Source organism: Streptomyces sp. NPDC003393, from assembly GCF_053589015.1.
The window spans coordinates 65,550-88,349 of record NZ_JBSFRB010000001.1 but is presented as its reverse complement, the minus strand read 5'-3'; the positions used below and the strand labels follow the sequence as shown (position 1 = coordinate 88,349).

Here is a 22,800-nt window from a genome sequence, read left to right as displayed (position 1 = left end):
CGTGAGCAGCGATCCGATGGCCGACGACGCCTACCAGCCCACCGGGAGCAACGAGGAGCAGGAGGACGCCGCGCCGCTGGACATGCAGGACGCGGTGGACGAGCGTACCTACGACGACACCCTCGACGAGGGGTACTCCCCGCCCGAGCGGCCGCTCGGCGTCGACAAGTACGGCACGACGGCCGCCGAACAGCACGACGGCGAGACCCTGGACCAGCGTCTGGCCCAGGAGCGGCCCGACGTGGCGGAGCGGGAGGGCGACGACATCGGCGACCTGCCCGGCGGCGAGGGGGAGCCGGTCGACCCGGAGGCGGGCACGGCTCGCGCCGGCCGGCTGGTCGCCCCGGACGAGGGGGCGCACACCGACACCATCAAGGAGGAGATCGCCGCCGACCAGGGCGTCGACGGGGGAGCCGCCGGAGCAGAGGAGGCCGCCGTGCACGTCGTGGACGACGACCACACCCTCCCGGACGACGCCGGGCGCTGAGCCCCGCGGAGCCCGCCGGCCCGGTCCCGGAGCGGTCACCCCCGGCACGGGCGAAGGAGGCGTCCTCCTGCCCGGTCGCGGAACGTCTGCCGGACCGGTCCCGGCGCGTTGGCCGGCTCAGTCCCCGAGCCGGTCGATCTGCCGCAGCTTGTTCGTCGCGTCCAGGGCGGCGACCTTGTACGACTCCGCGAGCGTCGGGTAGTTGAACACCGCGTCGACCAGGTAGTCCACCGTGCCGCCGCAGCCGATGACCGTCTGTCCGATGTGGATCAGCTCGGTGGCCCCGGTGCCGAAGCAGTGCACGCCGAGCAGCGTGCGGTCCTCGGGGGAGACCAGCAGCTTCAGCATGCCGTGCGAGTCGCCCATGATCTGCCCGCGGGCCAGTTCCCGGTAGCGGGACACGCCCACCTCGAACGGGACGCGGTCCTCGGTCAGCTGGTCCTCGGTCCGCCCGACGAAGCTGATCTCCGGGATGGTGTAGATGCCGATGGGCTGAAGGCCGTGCATGCGGCCGACGGGCTCACCGCAGGCGTGGTAAGCCGCCGCCCGGCCCTGCTCCATGGAGGTCGCCGCGAGCGCCGGGAAGCCGATCACGTCGCCGACCGCGTAGATGTGCGGCACCTGCGTGCGGTAGTGCTCGTCCACCGCGATCCGGCCGCGCGCGTCGGCGGCCAGCCCGGCCTTGTGCAGGTCCAGACCGTCGGTGAGCCCCTGCCGGCCCGCCGAGTACATCACCGCGTCCGCCGGTATCTTCTTGCCGCTCTCCAGAACGGTCAGCGTGCCGTTCTGATGCCGCTCGACGGCGGCCACCGTCTCCCCGAACCGGAAGGTGACGGCGAGGTCCCGCAGGTGGTAGCGGAGTGACTCGACGATCTCGACGTCGCACATGTCGAGCATGCCCGCCCGCTTCTCGACCACGGTGACCTTGCTGCCGAGCGCGGCGAACATGGAGGCGTACTCCATGCCGATCACCCCGGCGCCGACGATGACCATGGACCGCGGCACCCGCTCCAGCGCCAGCACGTTGTCGGAGTCCATGATCGTGCGCCCGTCGAACTCGACGCTGTCGGGGCGGGCCGGGCGCGTACCGGTGGCGATGACGATGTGGCCGGCGCTCAACAGCCGTTCGTTGCCGCCGGCTTCGCGCAGGGCCACGGTGTGGTCGTCCACGAAGCGGCCGGTCCCGGCGAACAGGGAGACGTGGTTGCGGGAGAGCTGGTTGCGGATGACGTCGACCTCGCGGCCGACCACGTGCCGGGTGCGCGCGGTCAGATCGGCGACGGTGATGTCCTCCTTCAGCCGGTAACTCTGCCCGTACAGATCGCGCTGGGTGAGTCCGGTGAGGTAGAGCACCGCCTCACGCAGGGTCTTGGAGGGGATGGTACCGGTGTGGATGGAGACCCCGCCGACCATGTCGGGGCTGTCGACGACAGCGACCCGGCGGCCCAGCTTGGCCGCGGCGATGGCGGCCTTCTGGCCGCCCGGTCCGGATCCGATGACGAGCATGTCGAAGTCGGGCACGCACCGGAGTCTGACAGCACCACGCCTCCCGCGGAAAGAGCCCGGAGGGACCGGAGCGGCACCCTCGGTCGCTCAGTCCCTCCGGGCTCCCTCCGGACGGCCCGGCGGACCCGCACGGTCCGCCGGCCGAAGGCGCCCTCCGTCCGGATCACCCCGACCCGATCGACGACGCATCGCCGTCCCGGCGTCCCGGGACGGCACGGCTAGGGCAGCAGCTTCTCCAGGGCGGCCGGGCCCTCCGTTTCGATCTTGCGCTTGGCCCACTCCAGGTTGCGCGGGGTGATGTCCCGGCCCGCGGCCAGCACGATGTCCTCGGGTGAGACCTCGGTGCCGGTACGGGCGTGGAGCACGCTGTCCGGGGTGCGGCCCCCGGTCTGACGGGATGCATCGGGTTGTGACGTCGACATGTGTCCTCCTCGGCTCCGGCCGGGTCCCCGCCCGGGTCCGGACTGCGCCGCCCGTGCTGCGGGACCGGGACCTTCTCCCACCATTGCCCGGCGCGCCGCACCCTGCATCCGGAAGGGCCCGCCGCACCGGCCGGATCGGCCCCGGCCGGTTGTGGGGCATCTGCCCGCCGCGTCCGAAAACATCCGTCTCGGCCGTCCGCTCATAAGCTGGAAGGGCCCGAGAAGGCCGGACAGCGGCTCGCTCCGGAAGCTGTCCGCGTGTGCCCAGACAGGGAGGCCGCCGCGATGGCCGACACCCCGACCCCGTATCCCGCGCCCGCCCCGGGCCCGTACCCCGCGGGCGGCACCCAAGGCCCGTACCCCACGTCCGGCACGCTGTCCCGGCCCGGTGCGGCGGGCTATGTGCCGATCGCCGAGCACGGGCTGATCGGCGATCTGCGCACCGTCGCCCTCGTCGGCAGCGACGGCACGATCGACTGGTACTGCTGCCCCGCCTTCGACGCCCCCAGTGTCTTCGCTGCGGTGCTGGACGCCGAGCGGGGCGGCTGCTTCGAGCTCGCCGCGGCCGAGGCGGCACGCACCAAGCAGTTCTACTTCCCCGACACCAACGTGCTGATCACCCGGTTCTTCACCGAGGACGGCGTCGGCGAGGTGCAGGACTTCATGCCCGTGACCGGGAACTCGGGCGGCGGCGGGGAGGCTGCGAGGCACCGGCTCATCCGGCGGGTGCTGTGCGTGCGGGGCACCCTGCCGTTCCGTGCGCGCGTCGCGCCGCGCTTCAACTACGGTGCCGACCCGCACACCCTCCAGGCCCAGGGCTGCGTGGTCCTGTTCGAGTCGGCGACCCTGTCCCTGGCCCTGACGGCCACCGTGCCCCTGGAGATCGACGGCCCCGACGTACGGGCGGACTTCAAGCTCTCCGAGGGCGAGTCGGCGGTCTTCGCCCTCGACCAGGTGGGCGGCGAGGTGGCGCCGCGCCGGTGCGCACACCTGGAGGCCGAGGAACAGTTCACCGCCACCGTGGCGTACTGGCGGCGCTGGCTGGGGCAGTCCCGCTACCGCGGCCGCTGGCGGGAGCATGTGCACCGCTCCGCGCTCACCCTGAAGCTGCTCACCTACGCCCCCACCGGCGCCATCATCGCCGCGCCCACCACGAGCCTGCCCGAACAGATCGGCGGCGAGCGCAACTGGGACTACCGCTACGTCTGGGTCCGCGACGCCGCGTTCGCCGTCTACGCGCTGCTGCGCCTCGGCTTCACCGGCGAGGCGGAGGCCTTCATGCGGTTCCTGACCCAGCACATCAGTCCGGGCGACGGGAAGCCCAACGGTCCGCTGCAGATCATGTACCGCATCGACGGCGGCAGCGAGCTGCCCGAGCGGGTGCTCGATCACCTGGAGGGGCACCAGGGCTCGGCTCCGGTGCGGGTCGGCAACGCCGCCGCCGACCAGCTCCAGCTCGACATCTACGGCGCCCTGATCGACTCGATCTACCTCTTCGACAAGTGGGCCCAGCCGATCTCGAGCTCCCAGTGGGACGACGTGTGCGACCTGGTGAACTGGGTGTGCGACAACTGGGACCAGCCCGACGAAGGCGTCTGGGAGACCCGCGGCGGCCGGAAGAACTTCCTGTACTCGCGCCTGATGTGCTGGGTGGCCATCGAACGCGCCATCCGGCTGGCCAACCGCCGCGGGCTGCCCGCCGACCTGTCCCGCTGGCAGCGGAACCGGGACACGATCTACCGCCGCATCATGGACCGCGGCTGGTCGGCCGGGCGCCAGGCCTTCGTCCAGTACGAGGACGGCGACGTGCTGGACGCCGCCGTCCTGATGATGCCGCTGGCGAAGTTCATCGCGCCGACCGACCCCAAGTGGCTGTCCACCCTGGACGCGCTGACGGAGGACCTGGTCTCCGACTCCCTCGTCTACCGCTACGACCCGCACTCGAGCCCCGACGGGCTGCGCGGCGACGAGGGCACGTTCTCCATCTGCTCGTTCTGGTACGTGGAGGCCCTCACCCGGGCCGGCCGGCTCGACGAGGCACGGCTCGCCTTCGAGAAAATGCTCACCTACGCCAACCACCTCGGCCTGTACGCCGAGGAGATCGGCCGCACCGGCGAGCAGCAGGGCAACTTCCCGCAGGCGTTCACGCACCTGTCCCTGATCAGCGCCGCCTACAACCTCGACCGCGCCCTCGGCTGACGCCGTCCGCGTCCGCGCGTCATGCGCCCGTACGGTCAGCCGATGTGGTACGGGTCGCCGTACACCTGCCAGTCCAGCGGCGGGTCCAGGTCGAGGTTGCCCCGGCGCAGGAAGACCCGCTGCTCGGTGTCGACCCTGCTGGTGTCGCTGTGCGCCTCCTCCTGCTTCATGGCCCACACCCGCGCGTCCAGGAACGCGTCGAGGTACGTCACCTCGTCGCCGCCCTGCGCCGGCGGCCTCGCGGCCCGCAGGGCGCGCTCGCGGATGTTGCGGAAGCTGGTCGGGTCCTCGCCGTCGCCGTGCATCACGATCGCGTCGTAGTAGGCGAACTGGCCGAGCGCGCGCAGCCCGTCCGCCTTGCCCTGCCGGACCGCCGGCCCGAAGTAGACGCGGTCCCGCTCGTCGTTCTGCGCCTGCTGGAACGTCGTGTCCCGGGCCGCCCTGCGCCAGTCCCCGGGGAAGTCCGGGTCCAGTCCCTCGTGCGAGTCGGTGCCGTTCACGCGGCGCAGCGCCGGGAGGTATCCGGCCAGGACGTTGCCGGGATCGCGGTCGGTGTAGAGCCGGACCAGGTCGAGCATGTCGCCGGTGCCCGAGCAGAAGCCGATGATGCCGGCGGTGTAGCCGCGGCCGTCGCCGATGTCCTCGATGTACCGGTACTGCGCCTTCCAGTCCAGCGAGGAGTTCTCCGCGCTGGACACCAGGCGCATGGCCATGTCCTTCTTCGCCGGGTCGTCCAGGCCCGGTGCCGTCGCGGGCGCCGCCGCCGCGCGCGGGGCGTCGAGCAGGGGGACGGCGGCCAGGCAGGCGCCGATGACGGCGAGGACGCCGCGGCGGGAGACGGCGGCGGGAACGTCCGTGCCGGAGTTCGGATGCACCATGGGGGGCTCCAGGAGTGAGTGGGGGGTGGGGAGTCGGCGCGTGAAAGCCGACTGACAGGAAGGTTTACTATCAAAGCTTCGAACGGGTGGACACCCGTCGAACGTGAAATTCGTAGAAACGCACAATAGTGCTCGAGAGTGCTCGGGAGCGCGGCCCCGCGCCGTCAGGACAGCGGCTGCTCCGCCCAGATGACCTTGCCGGTCGGCGTGTACCGGGTGCCCCAGCGCTCGGCCAGCTGCGCCACCAGGAACAGTCCGCGGCCGCCCTCGTCCGTGGTGGTGGCGTGGCGCAGATGCGGCGAGGTGCTGCTGCTGTCGAAGACCTCGCAGATCAGTGTGCGCTCACGCAGCACCCGCACCCGGATGGGCGTGCTGCCGTAGCGGATGGCGTTGGTGACCAGTTCGCTCAGGAACAGCTCCGTGGTGAACGTCAGCTCCTGGAGTCCCCAGTCGGCCAGCCGCCGGCCCACGGCGGCCCGCACGTCCGCGACGGCCGCCGGGTCCCCGGGCACGTCCCACTCGGCGACCCGGTCCTCGCCCAGGGCCCGGGTACGCGCCACGAGCAGCGCGATGTCGTCGCCCGGCCGGAACGGCTGCCGGGCGTCGAGCACCGCACGGCACGTCTCCTCGGGCGACTCGCCGGCCGAGGCGAGCTGCTCGCGCAGTTCCTCCAGCCCGGTGTCGATGTCCCGGTCCCGGTCCTCCACCAGACCGTCGGTGTACAGGACCAGCCGGCTGCCCTCCGCGAGCTCGAGTTCCGCCTTCTCGAAGGGCAGCCCGCCCAGTCCGAGCGGGGGCCCGGCGGGCACGTCAGCGAACACCACCTCGCCCCCCGGCCGGATCACGGCGGGCGGTGGATGGCCGGCGCGGGCCATGGCACAGCGCCGGGAGACCGGGTCGTAGATCGCGTAGAGGCAGGTCGCGCCGACGACGGGGGCGCCGGCGTCGTCCGCCGTCTCGTCCTGGTCGATGCGGCCGACCAGTTCGTCCAGCAGCCCGAGCAGTTCGTCCGGCGGCAGGTCCAGCGCCGAGAAGTTGTGCACCGCGGTCCGCAGCCGGCCCATGGTGGCCGCGGCATGCAGGCCGTGCCCCACCACGTCCCCGACCACGAGCGCGACCCGTGCCCCGGACAATGGCAGGACGTCGAACCAGTCGCCGCCCACGCCCGCCTGGGCCGGCAGATAGCGGTAGGCGATGTCCAGGGCGCTCTGCTCGGGCAGGCTGCGCGGCAGCAGACTGCGCTGCAAGGTGACCGCCATGCCGTGCTCGCGCGTGTAGCGGCGAGCGTTGTCGATCGCGACCGCGGCCCGCGCCACCAGCTCCTCGGCCAGGGCCAGCTCCTCGGCGTCGAAGGGCTCGGCCTGCTCGGACCGCCAGAAGTCGACCAGGCCCAGCACCACCGACCCGGCCCGCACCGGAACCGTGATCAGCGAGTGGATGCCGTACCGCGTCAGCTGCCCGGAGCGCTCCGGGTCCTGGGCCGCCCGGCCCGGGGCCGCCTCCAGCCGGGGCTCCAGGACCGGCCGCCGGGTGCGCAGGCTGTCCGCCTGAGGGGAGGAGGGGACGAGACGGATCTGCCGTCCCACCGGGTACAGCGGGGCGTCGTCGCGGATCCCGCCGGACGCGGTGCGCCGCAGGGCGTCCTCCGGATCCGGTTCCTCGCCGCGCAGCACGGCGTCGTACAGGTCGACGGTGACGAAGTCCGCGAACCGGCCCACCGCCACCTGTGCCAGTTCCTCGGCGGTCCGGGTCACGTCCAGGGTGGTGCCGACGCCCACCCCGGCGTCGTAGAGCAGGCTCAGGCGCTCACGGGCCACCTCGGCGCGGCCGGAGAGCGCGCGCAGTTCGGTGGAGTCGCGCAGGGTGGCCACGCTGCCCGCCGGGCCGCCCTCCAGATCGGTGGGTCGCTGGTTGACCGCCAGCAGCCGGTCGCCGACCAGGTGCACCTCGTCGGTGGCGACCCGCCCGGACGACAGCAGGCCGGCGATGTCGGGGGCGAGACCGAGATCGGGCACGCGCCGCTTCTCCGCGTCCGGCGGCAGGCCGAGCAGGCGGTGCGCCTCGTCGTTGGCGAGCAGCAGCCGGCCCTCGTCGCCGACGATGATCACACCCTCGCGCACCGAGTGCAGCACCGCGTCGTGGTGCTCGTACATCCGGGTCATCTCACCCGGCCCCAGCCCATGCGTCTGCCGCATCAAACGCCGGCTGACCAGCGCCGTACCCGCCGTGGCCAGCGCCAGGGCCGCCGCCGCGGCGCCCAGCACCACGGGCAGCTGACGCGCCGCGACGCCCCCTACCTTCTGCGTGGTGATGCCGGCCGACACCAGGCCCACCACGGTGCCGTCCGGCGCCTTGACCGGCACCACGGCCTGCACCAGTTCCCCGATGGTCCCCTGGGTCTCCTCGACGACGGTGCCGCCGCGCACCGCGGGCCCGATGGTGCCCACGAACTTCTTGCCGATGCGGTTCGGTATGGGATGGGTGTAGCGGATCCCGTCGGTGTTCATGACGACGATGAAGTCGACGTGCGCCCCGATACGGGCGGCCTCGGCGCGCGGCTGAAGGACCGTCGTCGGGTCGGGCGCGGCCAGGGCCGCGCGGATCCCCGGCGCGTCGGCGAAGGTCTCGGCGACGGCGAGCGACCGGTTGCGGGCCTCCTCGGTGCTGTCGTGGCGCACCTGGAGCACCAGGGCCCCGACCGCCGCGAGAACGAGCAGCAGCACGATGACGACCTGAAGGAGGAACACCTGCCCGGCGAGAGTGCGTCCGCGCAGCGCGGCCCGCACGCCCGTGGACCGGCCGTCCGCGGCCCGGGGCCGCTCGGCGCGCTCACGGGCTCGCCCAGCGGAGCCAGGCGCCTGTTCGAGGCGCTGACCGCGAAGACGGCTGGTCGACCGGGTGCCGGTTCGACCCGGAAGCCGGACCATGAGCCATGTCTACACTGCCGCGCCCCGTGAGGCGAGGCCCGTCACACCCGCCGTTCATCGGGTGACGACCGAGCGCCCGCAGGGCGGAGGTGGAGAGCCCCGCGTACCCGTCGGAGCGCGTGGCGGCGTCGGGGGCGCCGCCGCCGATCGTGTCGTGGACGCCGGCACGTCCGGGCCAGGTGCATGGGGTCGGTGGCGCGCGGCCGGATCGGCGACCTGTGTGCATGCCCGCACCGGGGCGCTCGGCCGGCCCGAAGACACCTTCGGCTCAAAGCCAAGGTGCAAGAGAATGGATGACGGGGCGTCAGTGCCTCCGCCCGGCACGCGTGCCGGGTGCAGTACGGTACGGCTGTGTACACCACGACGGTCTCGCGGCAGGTGAAGGCGCCGCCCGCGGCCGTGTACCGGGCGCTCGTCGACCCGGACGCGGTGGCGGCCTGGCGGGTCCCGGACGGCATGACCGGCCACGTCCACGAGTTCGATGCCCGCGAGGGCGGCAGGTTCCGGGTCTCCCTCGTCTACGACGAGCCCGGCGCCGAGGGGAAGTCGGGTGCCCGCACGGACACCTACCGGGGCCGTTTCGCGCGGCTGGTGCCGGGTGAACTGGTGGTCGAGGTCCTCGAGTTCGAGACGGACGACGACGCGCTGCGCGGCCCGATCACGATGACCACGTCCCTCACCGAGGTGCGGGACGGGACGGAGGTCGTCATCCGGCACGAGGGAATGCCGGACGCCGTCCCCGCCCAGGACAACGAGCTGGGCACCCGGATGGCTCTGGACAACCTCGCCCGGCTGGTGGAGGGCGTGCGGCGGTGAGCGCTCAGCGGCCGGCGCCGCGCGCCGCCTCGACGGCCTGCCGGGCGTACCCACGGCCGAACAGCACCGTGTGCACCAGCAGCGGGAAGAGCTGGTGCACCCCGATACGGTGGGTCCAGCCGTCGGCGAGCGGGGCCACCTCCTGGTAGCCCTCCAGCACCCGGTCCAGATGCGGGCAGCCGAACAGGTGCAGCATCGCCAGGTCCGTCTCGCGGTGCCCGCCGTGCGCCGCCGGGTCGATCAGCCATGCCTGCCCGTCCGCGCCCCAGAGCACATTGCCGTTCCACAGGTCGCCGTGCAGTCGCGCGGGTGGCTCGGCGGGGCCGGAGAGTTCCGGCAGCCGTTCCAGGGCGTCCTCGATCACGGCGGCCTCGGCGGGGCGGAGCGAGCCGTCGTCGACCGCGCGCCGCAGATAGGGAAGGACGCGGTGCTCGGCGTACCAGTGCGGCCAGTCGTCGCCGGGCGCGTTGCGCAGGGGCGCGAGCCCGATGTACGCCCGCTCGGGGCCGCCCGGGGGAGGGGCCCCGAACGAGGGTGCCCCGGCGGTGTGCAGGGTCGCGAGCTCACGCCCGAGGCGGAGCGCCGCCCGCGCGCCGGGCGGGCCCGGAGGAACCCGGTCCGTCACGAGCCAGCGCTCGTCGTGTCCGTGCACGGCGGGGACCGCCACGGCGCCCGCGGCGGCCAGCCAGCGCAGCCCCGCGGCCTCGGCGCGCACCGCGCCCGGCTCGTCACCGCGCTTGACGATCACCACCCGCCCGTCGTCGAGCGTCACTTCGGCGAGTGCCGAGGACATCGGGCGCAGGGTCGTCACCCGACGACCCGTCAGCCGGGCCGCCGCGGCAGCCGGGTCGTCCGGGCCGGCGCCCGCGTGGTCCGGCGCGGCGCCGACTTCGTCCGCCCGTCCGTGCTGTCGCTTCCGCACGTCACGACGGCCGGCGTTCGCGCACCCAGGCCAGCAGTCCGGGCATCGCCGCCTCGATCATTCCCAGCACCTCCTCGAACCCCTCCGGACCGCCGTAGTACGGGTCGGGGACGTCGAGGTCGCCGGTGGCCTCCGGGTCGAACGAGCGCAGCATCCGCACCCGGGACGGGTCGTCGACGAGACGGCGCAGTGCCTTCTCGTGGCCGCGGTCCATGGCCAGGAAGAGGTCGGCGTCCAGGTGCTCGGCGCCGATCTGCGCGGCGACGTGTTCGACCGGGTAGCCGTGCCGGGCCAGTGTCTCGCCGGCCCGCTCGTCGATGGGCTCCCCGGCGTGCCACGGTCCGATGCCGGCGCTGGTGACCCGCACCGACCCGGCCGACCCCGCCCGGCGCAGATGCTCGGCGAACACCAGGGCCGCGGACGGAGACCGGCAGATGTTCCCGCTGCAGACAAAACAGATGTGCACGGCCCCAGGGTACGGGGCGGCGGCCCGGTTCGTCGTCCTCCTCGCCCCCCGGCAGAGGCGTCCGGGAGGCTTTCGAGGACCCTCGAACTCGGCGTCCGGAGCCTGCTGTTTGCCTGGACGATCCGGCCGTCCCGTCGCCGTGCGGCGGCCATGGTGTGACTACGCGGGTTCACCGGCGGCGCCGGCTCCCACCGGCTGCCGCGCGTGCAGGTGGTACACGTGGAAGGCCCGTCCGATCACCGGCTGGGCCACATTGCGCACCCGGACTCCGCCGTTGGTCATGCCGTTCTCCGTGCCCAGGTGCGCATGGCCGTGCACGGCGAGGTCGGCCCCGGCCGTGTCGATGGCCTCGGCCAGCAGATAGCTGCCGAGGAAGGGATAGATCTCCAGGGGCTCGCCGGCGAGGGTCTCCGGCACGGGGGAGTAGTGGGTCAGGGCGATACGGATGTCGCAGCCCTGCTCGGTCAGCCGTGCCAGCGACGCGCGCAGGCTGTCGGCGCAGCGGCGGGAGTACCGGACGAACTCCTTCATCAGCGGCTCCCCGAACTCGCCCGCGCTGCGACCGACGAAGCCGCCGCCGAACCCGGTAGTGCCCGCCACCCCGACGCGTTCCCCGCCGCAGTCCACGACGACCGAGCGCCCTTCCAGGACCTGCGCGCCGGCGTCCTCCAGGATGGCGGTGACCTCCTGCGGCCGGTCGTCGTGGTGGTCGTGGTTGCCGAGGACGGCCACCACCGGCACGCCCAGGCCGTGGATCTCCCGCGCCACCACCCGTGCCTCCTCCGGCGTGCCGTGCCGGGTGAGGTCACCGGCCAGCAGGAGCAGGTCGGCGCAGTCGGGCAGCGTCTCGAAGGCGGGGCGCAGGGTGCCCTCGGTCTCGGGCGCCATATGGATGTCTCCGACGGCTGCTGCGCGGATCATGCGAGGTCCTCCGCGTGATCGGGGGAGGAGGAGTCGGCGACCGTGATGTCGCAGTGGACCTGGTGTCCGGCCAGCTCCGCCGCGACGAGGTCGCAGATCTCGTCGCGGGTGTGCGCCGAGGGGACCGTGCCGGTCAGCAGCACCGCCTCGCCGCGCACCTCCAGCCGAACGCCCAGCTCGCCCAGGGGCCCGCCCGCGATCCGGTCCCTCAGATGGGCCACCCGGTACTCCACATTCTCGCCGGCGGCCGGAGCGCCGGGCGCCGGCTTTCGGGCGTGGTGGTTCATGGCTGCTCCTCCCCAGGCTCGTTCCGCTCCCGTGGCGCGCCCTGCCGCTCGTTCTGCCGTGTGCGCGCTGTCTTCTGCCGCGGGGCGATGACCTTCAGGCGTTCGAGAAGGAAGAAGAAGGCGGCGGGCATGGGCTCGTCGCCGCAGGCCCGCCGGACGTGGTCCCAGTCGACTTTTTCGCGCAGGGCGCGGGCGATGGGCAGGACCGCGCCGAAGTCGCAGTGGTGCTCGGAGAAGGCGGCGATCAGACCGCACAGCAGATCGTCGGGGGCCAGCACGGGCATCCGCACCGAGTCCACCGGCAGTTCCTCGGCCCGGGCCAGCATGTCCAGGGAGACGGGCTCGTGGGCCAGTTCGAAGATGATGTCGATGTCCTGGTCGAAGCACTTCGACTTGATCAGCCAGTCCTCCGGCGGCGTATGGACCGGCAGGCCGCCGTCGCGCAGGGTGTCCGCGACCGCCTCGGCGTCCTCGCGCCGTACGCAGAAGTCGGCGTCGTGCCGCAGGTTCGCGTTCCCCCCGTGCGCATAGGCGGCCACGCTGCCCGCCAGGGCGAACGGGTGTCCCTTACGCTTCAGGAGCGCACCGACCTGCTTGGCCGCCTCCAGGATCGCCTGTCCCTGGTCGGGCGGCGGATGCTGTTCCTTCGGCAGCGTTCCGTGCGGGCCGTCAGACTCCGCCCCGCCTGCCGCGAGACGAAGGCCGGGGGGTCCTGCCCGCCGGGCGGAAGCCGCGTCGCCGCCGTTCCGCGTCATGCCCACTCCATTCACCGGACCGAACGCCGGGCGGCCCACCGGGCCGCACCTCCACAGGTCGGCCGGCTCGCCCGGTCCCGGACGCCCACTTGTGCCGGATCGGGTACCCGACGTGCCCGTGCCGACACGGCATGCCCGCCCGCCGTGACCGGCCGAGCCCCGGCGGGCACCGGGCGGCCCGCCGGAGACCCGACGCGGCGGCCGACCGGACGCCGGACGCCCCGGCTCGGGGGCGGCGGGCGGCGGACGCGGTCAGGAACGGCGCAGGGTGCGCTTGGCGAGTTCGTAGGCGGGGAGCATCTGGTCGTGCTCCTCGGTGTCGAGCCCGCCCAGGTGCAGCACGACCGGCCCCTTCGGGGTGACGACGGCGAGCGCGCTCTCCGTGCTCGACTCGTCCAGGGTCTTGAGCGTGATCAGGTATTCGACCTGGACGCCGTCGAGACCGCCCCCCGTGAAGGGGCTGTACTGTGCCTTGCTCACGTCGCCCTCGGCCGTCAGGAAGGCCCGCAGCACCGAGCGGGCGTCCCCCGAGCCCGGCTTGCCGGTGTACACCCGCAGAAAGCCGATGATCCCGGCCGGCTTGGCGTCGATCTCGCACGCGGCGGTCACCGGGCCCACCCGCAGGAACGCGTCCGCGATCGCCCTGGCCTCCGGGGAGTCGCCGCCGACGTCCGGGTCCACGGCCTCGGCCTTCCAGTCGGCGGCGACGTCGAAGCTGACGGGGAGGGGGCACGCCGACCCCGCCGCCCCGACGCCGCCTCCGCGCCGGGCCACGCCCCGCGTGGTCTCCGTGCCCGCGTCCGTGCCCGCGTCGGCCGTCCCCGTGCCGGTGGCCGTCGTCGGCGTACGCGAGGCACGGTGCCCGTCGTCGTCCGACGCCTGCGAGCAGCCGGTCAGCGCCCCGCCCAGCAGCACTGCCGCGGCGACCGTACCGCGCCACGCCGTTCCCGCCCCGATGGTCACCGTGTCTCTCCCCTCCCGCGGGCCGGGATCCTTCCCCTCCCGCAGCCGCGTCACTGTAACGGAGGATGCGCCGCGCGAGGGTTGGAGGGATTCACCCCCGCGTCGCGTGCCCCATGCACCCGCCTCCCCGCCGTGAGAGATTGACGGAGTTGATGCCCGTTGAAGGCGTTTTGTTCTTCTCATCCGGGTTAGCCAGTGGGCTCGGGCCCAGCGGTGACGACCGGCCGGGCGGCGCGGACCGGCGCGCCCGCGGACGACCGCCCTGCCGGACAGGACAGCACACGGCCGGGGCACCCAGCCGCGCCACGGCCAGAAGCGGAGGAACGGTACTGATGAGCGAGGCCAGCCCCATCAAGAAGGCAGCCCACAAGGTCGCCGACGCCCTCCAGGGCGACGGCGCGGGACCGGAGGGGGGCATCCCGGGCAAGCCGGGTTCGCGCTCGCCCTCCGTCGCGGAGCCCACGGAGCCCCAGGGGCCCCTGCCGCCCAAGCCGGACCAGACCGGCCCGGACACCGTCTCGCCCACGGGACAGCCGACCGGCGCGGACCAGTCCGCCATGGCACAGGCCGGGAGCTATCTGACCACCGCGCAGGGCGCACGGCTGTACGACACCGACCACTCGCTCAAGGCCGGTCCCCGCGGACCGGTGCTGCTGCAGGACCACCACCTGCGCGAGAAGATCATGCACTTCGACCACGAACGCATCCCGGAGCGCGTGGTCCACGCCCGCGGGGCCGCGGCGCACGGCATCTTCACCAGCTACGGCACCGCGGCCTCGGTGACCAAGGCGGCGTTCCTCGCAAGGGACGTCGAGACGCCGGTCTTCGTACGGTTCTCCACGGTGCTGGGATCCCGGGGATCCGCCGACACCGTGCGCGACACCCGCGGTTTCGCGACGAAGTTCTACACCGAAGAGGGCGTCTTCGACCTGGTCGGGAACAACATCCCGGTCTTCTTCATCCAGGACGCCATCAAGTTCCCCGACGTCGTGCACGCCGCCAAGCCGCACCCGGACCGGGAGATCCCCCAGGCACAGAGCGCCCACGACACCTTCTGGGACTTCGTCACCCTGCACACCGAGGCCACCCACCACACCCTGTGGAACATGTCCGACCGGGGCATCGCCCGCTCGTTCCGGATGATGGAGGGCTTCGGCGTCCACACCTTCCGCCTGGTCAACGCCAAGGGCAACACCACTCTGGTGAAGTGGCACTGGAAGCCCAAGCTGGGTGTGCACTCCCTGGTGTGGGAGGAGGCGCAGATCATCAACGGCGTCGACCCGGACTTCCACCGCCGGGACCTCGCCGACGCCATCGAGGCGGGCGCCTTCCCCGAGTGGGAACTGGGCATCCAGACCTTCCCCGACATCCCCGAGCAGACCTTCGAGGGCATCGACCTGCTGGACCCGACGAACATCGTCCCGGAGGAACTCGCCCCCGTGCAGCCCGTCGGGCGGCTCGTCCTCAACCGCAACCCGGAGAACTTCTTCGCCGAGACCGAGCAGGTGGCCTTCCACCCCGGCCACCTCGTCCCCGGCATCGACATCACCGACGACCCGCTGCTCGCCGGGCGTCTGTTCTCCTACCTGGACACCCAGATCACCCGCCTGGGCGGCCCCAACTTCGGGCAGATCCCGATCAACCGCACACACGCCCCGGTCAACGACATGCTGCGCGACAGCTTCCACCAGTCCGCCGTGCACACGGGCGTCGCCCCCTACCGTCCCAACTCCCTCGACGGCGGTTGCCCGTTCACGGCGGGCGCGGACACGGGCGCGTACATCGAGACGCCCGTACGCGTGCCGGAGGCGAAGAAGGTCCGGGACGCGCCCGAGACCTTCAAGGACCACTTCAGCCAGCCCCGCCGGTTCTGGCTCAGCATGAGCCCGGTGGAGCGCGAGCACATCATCGGCGCCTACACCTTCGAACTCGGCAAGTGCTGGGAGCAGGCCATCAAGGAACGGGGCCTGCGGGTGCTCGCCAACATCGACCCCGAGCTGTGCGCTCAGGTCGCCGCCGGGCTGGGCCTGCCCGCGCCCGAGGCCACCGTTCCCCTGGCCGAGGTCGAGCCCAGCCCGGCGCTGTCCCAGGTCGGGCGGACCTGGCCGACGGAGGGCAGGGTCATCGGCATCGTCGCCGGGCCGGACGGCGACCTGGACGGCGTGCGGGCCGTACGCGAGGCGGTGCTCGCCGACGGCATGGTCCCCTTCGTCGTCGCGCCGACCGGCGGCATGCTCGGCGACGGCGCCGACGCGCTGCCCGTCCAGCGCACCTACGCCACCGCCCGCTCCGTCGAGTTCGACGCCGTCCTGCTGGCCGGGTCGCCGGGCGTGGGCGCCGACGCCTACGGCGCCCGCGACGCCAAGTCCCCTCTGCCCTCCCCGGAGCAGGCGACCCACGATCCGCGCGTCGTCCTGCTGCTCTCCGAGGCCTTCCGGCACGGCAAGGCGATCGGCGCCTGGAAGGGCGCGGAGGCCGCGCTGGAGGCGGCCGGCGTCCCCGTCGACGCCCCCGGCGTGATCGTCGGCGACAGCGGACCCACCACGCTGGAGCGGATCACCCGTCTCCTGGGTGCCCATCGCGTCTGGGAGCGCTTCCCCGGCGAGGCCTGACCCGCCCCGCCCCGCTGGGCGCCGGTCACGTCCGAACCGTCACAACTGCACACCCGCCGCAGCGCCCGGGCCCCCCGTCCCGCACCGCCGTCCACCGGCGCGTGCCGTGTGGTACATGCCACGCCCCGGAGGAGGCCTGGGCCATATGGCCCGCCGCGGCCGACGGCTAGCGTGGACGGAGTCCTTTTCGTCCGTGAACAGCTCGAACGGCCCGGCAGTGCTCGAAGATCTCTCCCCTCTCATCGCGGCGACCACCCAATGGCTGACCAGCGCGTACCCGGCGTCCGGCGGGGCGCTGGCCTCCGCCCTGTGCGAGGTCCAGGCGCGCCAGGCGGTCACGGTCGCGGCCTGGCTGCGCTACCCCACGTCCATGGACGCCGCACTGGTCGGCATGTCGGGCCCCGGCGGTTCGGCACGGCTGGACTGGATCGCCGGCGCCGACGGCGTCGAGGCCGACGACCCGGAGGCGTGCGCCTGGCGCACCTGGGTGGACGAGGTCGTGGCGAGCTGGGCGGCCTGTCTGCTCACCGACCCCGGTCTCGCCGGCCGCGCGGTGGCCGCGCTCGCCGACGGCGACCACCTGGCGGGCGCCTCGGTCGAGTTCCGCCGGCTCCTCGACCCGGACGAGCGGGACCGCCGGGCGGCCGCGCTGCTGCGCCACCCCGACCTCCTCGCCCCGGTGAGCACCCTGCACCACCCCCAGCTCCTGGACCGTCTGCAACCGGACCGGCCCCTGGCGGCCTGACCGGCACGGACCACCAGGGCCCCGGCCCGGGCCGGAGGGCCCCGAGATCACCGGGGTCCGGGAGCCGCCTCCGCCTTTACCGGGACCCGAGTACCTTCCCCGCCGCCTCTCTTGCGGCCGGCAGCGCGGCGGAGCGGTCGGCGGGGACCAGGCCGATGCGGGTCCGCCGGTCGAGGAGGTCGGCCTCGTCGAGCGCGCCCTCGTGCCGTACGCCCCATGCCAGTTCGGCGCGTGTGACGGGATGGCCTTCGAGCACGGGTTCGCGCAGCCGCGGGTCGCGGACCCCCAGGGCGTGGACGGCCGGTGCCTCGGTGCCGTAGCGGCGGATCAGCCGGCGCGGTGCCCGGAGCGCGGACAGGGCGCGTGGCGACGCGGCGCCCACGAGGGGCAGCGAGGCGGTTGGGGAGGGTCCCGCGGCCAGCCGGCGCGCGGCGACGGCGGCGTCCACGGCGTCCTCGGCCATCCGCCGGTAGGTCGTCAGCTTGCCGCCGACCACGGTGATCACACCGTCCGGCGAGGTGAGCACCGCGTGCCGCCGGGAGATGTCCGCGGTCCGGGGCGCCCCTTCCGGGTCGTCGCCCGGCCCGGTGTCCAGCAGGGGGCGGAGCCCCGCGAAGGCGCCCACGACGTCCGCGCGGTGGACGGGCGCCTCCAGAGCGGACCCCAGGACGTCGAGCAGGAACCCGATGTCGGTCTCCGGGGCCTCGGGAACGTCGGGGATCTCGCCGTCGACGGGCTCGTCGGTGAGACCGACGTAGACCCGGCCGTCGCCCTGGGGCAGCACGAGGACGAAGCGGTTGCTCTCGCCGGGGACCGGAATGTGCAGCCCGGCGGGCAGCGGACCGAGGCGGTCGGCCCGCAGCACCAGATGCGTGCCGCGGGAGGGGCGTATACGGATGCCGTCCACGAGACCGCCCGCCCACACCCCGGAGGCGTTGATCACGGCGCCGGCCCGGATCTCGCCCTCCTCGCCGGTGAGTTCGTCGCGGACCCGGGCGCCGGTCGCGGTCAGTTCCAGCGCCCGCACCCGGGTCAGGATCCGCGCGCCGCGCGCCGCGGCCGTACGGGCGACGGCCGTGACCAGGCGGGCGTCGTCGGCGAGCCGGCCGTCCCAGGACAGCAGACCGCCGCGCAGCCCCGTCCCGCGCAGCGCCGGGGCGAGATGGCGCGTCTCCACGGCGGACAGCCGGCGCGGCGCCGGCAAGGTGGCGCGGGCGGTGCGCGCCGCCAGGCGCAGACCGTCGCCCGCGCGCAGGCCCGCCCAGGCGAGGGCGGCCTGACCGCGGGAGACCAGTGGGGTCAGAGGCAGCACGAACGGCTGGGCGCGGACCAGGTGGGGCGCGGTGCGCTCCATCAGCACCCCGCGTTCGACCGCGCTCTCGTGCGCGACGTCGAGCTGGGCCGAGGCCAGGTAGCGCAGCCCGCCGTGGATGAGCTTCGAGCTCCAGCGGGAGGTGCCGAAGGCCAGGTCGTGGGCGTCGATCGCGGCCACGGTCAGCCCCCGGGCCGCCGCGTCCAGCGCGGCCCCCGCCCCGGTCGCGCCCAGTCCGACGACCAGGACGTCCACGGCCGGACCGCCGACGGTCAGGGCCAGCTCGCGGGCGCGACGCGCGACGGTCAGCGACGATCCGGGAGCCGCGCCGTCCGGGGTGGTGTGCGGGTGGGCTCGGCTCATGGCGTCAGGGTCCTCTCCAGGATGGTCCGCAGTTCCACGAGGAACGCCTCGGCGGTCAGGCCGGCATCGTCCTCGTCGGTCATCGTGCGCAGCGACAGCGTGAAGGACTGGACGACCAGCAGCAGGGACCTGGCCTGCCGGTCCGGGTGGCCCGCGCGTACCGAACCGTCGGTGTGGCCCTCGCGCAGGGCGTCGCGGAGCAGCGCCAGCAGGGCCTCCTGGCTGGCTCCGCGGCGGTCCAGTACATAGGGGAGCAGCAGTTCGGGGTCGACGTCGACGATCTTGCGGAACAGTGGGTGCGCGCGGAACGCCGCCACCCCGGCCACCAGCCCGTCGACGACCCGCGTGCGCGTGTCGCTCCCGGACCGGCGCTCGGGCATCGCCCGCGTGGCCACGTCGATCCACTCCCGGGTCATCAGATCGCCCACCAGGGCGCGGACGTCGGGCGAGCGCCGGTACAGCGTCATCCGGGAGACACCGGCACGCCGGGCCACGTCCGTCATGGTCGTACGCCGGACTCCGACGGCCAGCACGCAGTCGCGCACGGCGTCGAGCACGGGATCCCCGGCGGTGTCCGGCGGGACGGAAGCCGCCGCGAGGTCGCCCTTGGCGTTCGGCGCCGCCGAACCGTTGTGACGAATAGGCGTCATGTGTAACAGTGTAACGCGTGTAACGCCCCTTCGATCCGACCGGTGAGGAACAACCCCATGGACATGCTGTGGAGCGGCTGGGGCGACCCGGCCAAGGCCACACCGCTGCCCGACTCGGTGACCGCGCTGCTGCGCGACCTGCTCGGGGTCACGGCGCACGGCACCGGCCCGGTCGAGCTGGAGGACATCGACGTCCCCGCGGTACCGCTGAGCGCCGCCGCGCACCGTGCCCTGCGGGACGCCGTCGGCGACGAGGCGCACCTCCGCACCGACGCCGAGTCCCGGATCCGGCACACCCGCGGCAAGTCCACCCCCGACCTGCTGCGGATCCGCCGCGGGGACGTCACCGACCTCCCGGCGGCCGTGGTGCTCCCGGCGGGCCACGACGAGGTGCTCGCCGTCCTGCGCGCCTGCGCCGCCCACGACCTGGCCCTCGTCCCGTTCGGCGGCGGCACCTCCGTCGTCGGCGGCCTCGCCCCCGAGCAGCCGGGGTCCCGTCCGCGCCCCTTCGTCGCCCTGGACCTGCGCCGCATGGACGGGCTGCTCGCCCTCGACCCCGTCTCCCGCGCCGCCACCCTGCAACCGGGACTGCGCGCCCCGCAGGCCGAGGCGCTGCTGGCGGAGCACGGCTTCACCCTCGGTCACTTCCCGCAGTCCTACGAGTGGGCCACCATCGGCGGATGCGCCGCGGCCCGCTCCAGCGGCCAGGCCTCGGCCGGGTACGGCCGCTTCGACGAGATGGTGCTCGGCCTCACCCTCGCCACCCCCGAGGGCACCCTGGAGGCCGGCCGGGCCCCGCGCTCGGCGGCCGGACCCGACCTGCGCCAGCTCGTGCTCGGCTCCGAGGGCGTCTTCGGCGTCATCACCTCGGTGACCGTGCGCCTGCGCCCGCTGCCGCACACCCGGGTGTACGAGGGTTGGCGCTTCGCCTCCTTCGAGGAGGGCGCCACCGCGCTGCGCCGGCTGGCCCAGGACGGACCGCGGCCCACGGTGCTGCGCCTGTCCGACGAGACCGAGACCCTGATCGGACTCGCCCAGCCCGACGCCATCGGCGCCTCCGGCGGGCAGCAACCGGCCGGCTGCCAGGCGATCGCCGGTTACGAGGGCACCGCCGAGGACGTCGCCCACCGCCGGGAGCGCGCCGCCGCCGTGCTGCGCGCGTGCGGCGGCACGTACCTCGGCGAGGAACCCGGCGAACGCTGGGCCCACGGCCGCTACTCGGCGCCGTATCTGCGCGACGCGCTGCTGGACGTGGGCGCGTTCGCCGAGACCCTGGAGACCGCCGCGTTCTGGTCACGCGTGCCCGAGCTGTACGCCGCCGTCCGCACCGCGCTCACCACGACGCTCACCGAGTCCGGCACCCCGCCGCTCGTGATGTGCCACATCTCGCACGTCTACGAGAACGGCGCCTCCCTCTACTTCACCGTCGTCTCGGCGCAGGGCGAGGATCCCGTGACACACTGGGCGCCCGCCAAGCGCGCCGCGAACGAGGCGATCCTCGGCGCGGGCGGCACCATCAGCCACCACCACGGCGTGGGCACCGACCACCGCGACGGGTACGTCCGGGAGGCGGGACCGCTGGGCGTCGAGGCCCTGCGCGCCGTCAAGCAGCGGCTCGACCCGCACGGTCTGCTCAACCCCGGAGTCCTCCTGCCCCTGGAGTGACGCGGGCGGGCGCGGCGCCCGCACCGACCCGCGGTCCGCGCGCCCGCCCGCTCCCCACCGTTCCCGATCCGCCCGACCGCCCTGACTCCGCCCGGAGGCCCACCGATGCGACAGTTCACCGCCATCGTCAACCCGACCGCCGGCGGATCCGCGGGTGCCGCGGCGCTGCTGAGGGTGGCCAGGCTGCTCCGCGAGGCGGGCGCCGAACTGGAGACCGAGTACAGCCGCAGCCTCGCCCACGCGCAGGACCTCGCCCGGCGGGCCGGCGAGCAGGGACGGGTCGTCCTGGCCGTCGGCGGCGACGGCATCGCCGGAGGCATCGGCGGCGCCCTGAGCGGCACCGGCACCGTCCTCGGTCTCGTCCCGGCCGGCCGCGGCAACGACTTCGCCCGCGCGCTCGACCTGCCCGCCGACCCGGCCGCACTGGCACGGGTGTTGCTGCACCACGAGCCGCGCCAGGTCGACACCATCGAGGTGGAGTCGGCCGTCCACCCCCGCACCGTCGTCCTCGGCAGCGTGTACGCGGGCGTCGACGCGCTCGCCAACCGGCACGCCAACCACGCCCGGCTGCTGCGGGGCGCCGCCTCGTACTACGCGGGGGGACTGCGGGCGGTGGCCACCTGGCGCGCGGCGACCTACCGCGTCACCGTGGACGGCGAGGAGCACGGCCACCGCGGCTACACCGTGGTGGCCGCCAACTCGGCGTACTACGGCTCCGGCCGGATGATCGCGCCCGGCGCCCGGGTGGACGACGGACTGCTCGACGTGGTGCTGATCCGCGCCGCCCCGCGCAGGCTCTTCTTCGCCCTGATGAACGAGTTGAGGTCGGGCACGCATGTCGACCGGCCCGAGGTGCGGATCCTGCGCGGCCGGGAGATCCGGATCGAGGCCGACCGGCCGGTTCCCTACGGCGCCGACGGCGAGGTCGACGCGGTGCTGCCCGTCACCGCCCGGGTGCTGCCCGGCGCACTCTCCGTACTGTGCTGACCCGCGGGCCGGGCCATCGGTCGAGGCGGTCGGGGCGGGCTCAGGCGCAGCCCCAGGCCGACATCCCCTGGATGCGGGCCAGCCGCCGGGCCACCTTGATCTGCTCCCGGCGCGTGGCCAGGTCCGCCCGGGGCGCGTACCTCCGTCCGCCGGCCGCGATCCAGCTGGACTGGGCGAACTGAAGTCCGCCGTAGTACCCGTTTCCGGTGTTCGCCCTCCAGTTGCCGCTGGACTCGCACGCCGCGATGGCGTCCCAGTTGGGGCTGAGGCCCCGGGACGGGAGCGCGGTCGCCGCGGGTGCTCCGGCCAGCGCCGCGGTGGTCGCGGCGACCAGCAGCGCCCCGCGCAGTCCACGGCGACGAGGGTGCTGACCTGATGCCCCGTCATGACGGACGGAGGCCCTGTCGATGTTCTGCTGCCGATTCATGTGCAGACTGTTACATCATATCAACCTACAGTAGCGAGGCGACGCGCCGATGGTGACGGCGGGCTGCGGCGTGCGCGCAAGCCCCGCTCCGGCCATGCCACATGGGGAAAGCTCCCGTTCATGACGTTCGAGAGTCCCGCGCACCGTGGCGGCCCCCGGCGCGGCCCGTTCGACCAGTTCGCCGAGACGCCTCCAACTTCACCAGCTCACCGGCCTTCTTCCTGATCTGCCTGGTCTTCGTCGGCTTCTTCGTCTCCGCCCACGCGGCCCATCTGGAACCGGAGTTGCTGCTGCTCGCGGGTGAGTCCACGACCGCTGTGACGCTGCTGCTGCCCGCCCTGCTGAAGAACGCCGAGATGCGCGCCGAGCACGCCGTCCAGCGCAAACTCGACGCGCTCGCCCGCGCCCTGCTGGAGATGAACAAGGACGACCACAGCCCGGCCTTCGAGGACCTGAGGAATGCGATCCGGATGGAGGAAGAGACCTGACC

21 protein-coding genes are annotated in these 22,800 nt (G+C 73.7%); 8 read left to right on the top strand and 13 right to left on the bottom strand.

The window, feature by feature from the left end; genetic code table 11:
* Position 1: 1 nt before the first annotated feature.
* Complete coding sequence (locus ACWDUZ_RS00375; protein WP_451629497.1) at positions 2-487, top strand: DUF5709 domain-containing protein; 486 nt, start codon at positions 2-4, stop codon at positions 485-487.
* A gap of 117 nt (positions 488-604) precedes the next feature.
* Here the strand turns inward: ACWDUZ_RS00375 and sthA are convergent, their stop codons facing one another.
* Together sthA and ACWDUZ_RS00365 are read right to left on the bottom strand one after the other, a co-directional pair.
* Complete coding sequence (sthA, locus tag ACWDUZ_RS00370) at positions 605-2,008, bottom strand: Si-specific NAD(P)(+) transhydrogenase (protein ID WP_451629496.1); 1,404 nt, start codon at positions 2,006-2,008, stop codon at positions 605-607.
* Positions 2,009-2,211: 203 nt separating this feature from the next.
* On the bottom strand, positions 2,212-2,415 hold the full coding sequence (locus tag ACWDUZ_RS00365; protein WP_451629495.1) for a hypothetical protein: 204 nt from the start codon (positions 2,413-2,415) through the stop codon (positions 2,212-2,214).
* A gap of 285 nt (positions 2,416-2,700) precedes the next feature.
* Between ACWDUZ_RS00365 and ACWDUZ_RS00360 the strand changes: the two genes are divergently transcribed.
* A complete protein-coding gene (locus tag ACWDUZ_RS00360; protein ID WP_451629494.1) occupies positions 2,701-4,614 on the top strand; it encodes a glycoside hydrolase family 15 protein in 1,914 nt (637 codons plus the stop codon).
* A 35-nt stretch (positions 4,615-4,649) separates the two neighbouring features.
* On the opposite strand, the gene ACWDUZ_RS00355 is transcribed toward ACWDUZ_RS00360, so the two are convergent.
* Together ACWDUZ_RS00355 and ACWDUZ_RS00350 are read right to left on the bottom strand one after the other, a co-directional pair.
* Positions 4,650-5,492 carry a chitosanase gene (locus ACWDUZ_RS00355; protein WP_451629493.1) on the bottom strand — a complete coding sequence of 281 codons (843 nt, stop codon included), beginning with the start codon at positions 5,490-5,492 and terminating at the stop codon, positions 4,650-4,652.
* A 164-nt stretch (positions 5,493-5,656) separates the two neighbouring features.
* A complete protein-coding gene (locus ACWDUZ_RS00350; RefSeq protein ID WP_451629492.1) occupies positions 5,657-8,419 on the bottom strand; it encodes a SpoIIE family protein phosphatase in 2,763 nt (920 codons plus the stop codon).
* 351 nt (positions 8,420-8,770) lie between these two features.
* Between ACWDUZ_RS00350 and ACWDUZ_RS00345 the strand changes: the two genes are divergently transcribed.
* Positions 8,771-9,235: an SRPBCC family protein gene (locus tag ACWDUZ_RS00345; protein WP_451629491.1), complete on the top strand. Its 465-nt coding sequence runs from the start codon at positions 8,771-8,773 to the stop codon at positions 9,233-9,235.
* Positions 9,236-9,239: 4 nt separating this feature from the next.
* On the opposite strand, the gene ACWDUZ_RS00340 is transcribed toward ACWDUZ_RS00345, so the two are convergent.
* From ACWDUZ_RS00340 to ACWDUZ_RS00315, 6 genes are all read right to left on the bottom strand, one after another.
* Positions 9,240-10,028 (bottom strand): fructosamine kinase family protein, encoded by a 789-nt coding sequence (locus ACWDUZ_RS00340; RefSeq protein WP_451629804.1) that lies wholly within the window; start codon positions 10,026-10,028, stop codon positions 9,240-9,242.
* A 130-nt stretch (positions 10,029-10,158) separates the two neighbouring features.
* Positions 10,159-10,623, bottom strand: a complete 465-nt coding sequence (locus ACWDUZ_RS00335; RefSeq protein ID WP_451629490.1) for a low molecular weight protein-tyrosine-phosphatase — start codon at positions 10,621-10,623, stop codon at positions 10,159-10,161.
* A 159-nt stretch (positions 10,624-10,782) separates the two neighbouring features.
* Entirely contained in the window at positions 10,783-11,544 is a 762-nt protein-coding gene (locus tag ACWDUZ_RS00330; RefSeq protein WP_451629489.1) for a metallophosphoesterase family protein, read from the bottom strand.
* Positions 11,541-11,831 (bottom strand): hypothetical protein, encoded by a 291-nt coding sequence (locus tag ACWDUZ_RS00325; protein ID WP_451629488.1) that lies wholly within the window; start codon positions 11,829-11,831, stop codon positions 11,541-11,543. Before ACWDUZ_RS00325 ends, ACWDUZ_RS00330 begins: the two co-directional genes overlap by 4 nt.
* Positions 11,828-12,586, bottom strand: coding sequence for a nucleotidyltransferase family protein (locus ACWDUZ_RS00320; protein WP_451629487.1), 759 nt, complete (start codon positions 12,584-12,586; stop codon positions 11,828-11,830). The genes ACWDUZ_RS00325 and ACWDUZ_RS00320 overlap by 4 nt, the downstream gene beginning before the upstream one ends.
* A 252-nt stretch (positions 12,587-12,838) precedes the next feature.
* Positions 12,839-13,549, bottom strand: a complete 711-nt coding sequence (locus ACWDUZ_RS00315; RefSeq protein ID WP_451629486.1) for a lipoprotein — start codon at positions 13,547-13,549, stop codon at positions 12,839-12,841.
* Positions 13,550-13,881: 332 nt separating this feature from the next.
* Between ACWDUZ_RS00315 and ACWDUZ_RS00310 the strand changes: the two genes are divergently transcribed.
* Both ACWDUZ_RS00310 and ACWDUZ_RS00305 read left to right on the top strand, forming a co-directional pair.
* Positions 13,882-16,161, top strand: coding sequence for a catalase (locus ACWDUZ_RS00310; protein WP_451629485.1), 2,280 nt, complete (start codon positions 13,882-13,884; stop codon positions 16,159-16,161).
* Positions 16,162-16,378: 217 nt separating this feature from the next.
* A complete protein-coding gene (locus ACWDUZ_RS00305; protein ID WP_451629803.1) occupies positions 16,379-16,906 on the top strand; it encodes a hypothetical protein in 528 nt (175 codons plus the stop codon).
* A gap of 76 nt (positions 16,907-16,982) precedes the next feature.
* Here ACWDUZ_RS00305 and ACWDUZ_RS00300 read toward each other — a convergent pair whose 3' ends face one another.
* Both ACWDUZ_RS00300 and ACWDUZ_RS00295 read right to left on the bottom strand, forming a co-directional pair.
* Positions 16,983-18,581, bottom strand: coding sequence for a glycerol-3-phosphate dehydrogenase/oxidase (locus ACWDUZ_RS00300; protein WP_451629484.1), 1,599 nt, complete (start codon positions 18,579-18,581; stop codon positions 16,983-16,985).
* Positions 18,578-19,231, bottom strand: a complete 654-nt coding sequence (locus tag ACWDUZ_RS00295) for a TetR/AcrR family transcriptional regulator (protein ID WP_451629483.1) — start codon at positions 19,229-19,231, stop codon at positions 18,578-18,580. Before ACWDUZ_RS00295 ends, ACWDUZ_RS00300 begins: the two co-directional genes overlap by 4 nt.
* A gap of 57 nt (positions 19,232-19,288) precedes the next feature.
* Here ACWDUZ_RS00295 and ACWDUZ_RS00290 point away from each other — a divergent pair, with 57 nt between their 5' ends.
* Positions 19,289-20,896, top strand: a complete 1,608-nt coding sequence (locus tag ACWDUZ_RS00290) for an FAD-binding oxidoreductase (RefSeq protein ID WP_451629482.1) — start codon at positions 19,289-19,291, stop codon at positions 20,894-20,896.
* A gap of 105 nt (positions 20,897-21,001) precedes the next feature.
* Positions 21,002-21,883 (top strand): diacylglycerol kinase family protein, encoded by an 882-nt coding sequence (locus ACWDUZ_RS00285; RefSeq protein WP_451629481.1) that lies wholly within the window; start codon positions 21,002-21,004, stop codon positions 21,881-21,883.
* A 40-nt stretch (positions 21,884-21,923) separates the two neighbouring features.
* On the opposite strand, the gene ACWDUZ_RS00280 is transcribed toward ACWDUZ_RS00285, so the two are convergent.
* On the bottom strand, positions 21,924-22,310 hold the full coding sequence (locus ACWDUZ_RS00280) for a transglycosylase family protein (RefSeq protein WP_451629480.1): 387 nt from the start codon (positions 22,308-22,310) through the stop codon (positions 21,924-21,926).
* Positions 22,311-22,411: 101 nt separating this feature from the next.
* Between ACWDUZ_RS00280 and ACWDUZ_RS00275 the strand changes: the two genes are divergently transcribed.
* The gene (locus ACWDUZ_RS00275; protein WP_451629479.1) at positions 22,412-22,798 is read left to right on the top strand and encodes a hypothetical protein; all 387 of its coding nucleotides are present in this window, start codon (positions 22,412-22,414) and stop codon (positions 22,796-22,798) included.
* The last annotated feature ends 2 nt before the right edge of the window (positions 22,799-22,800 follow it).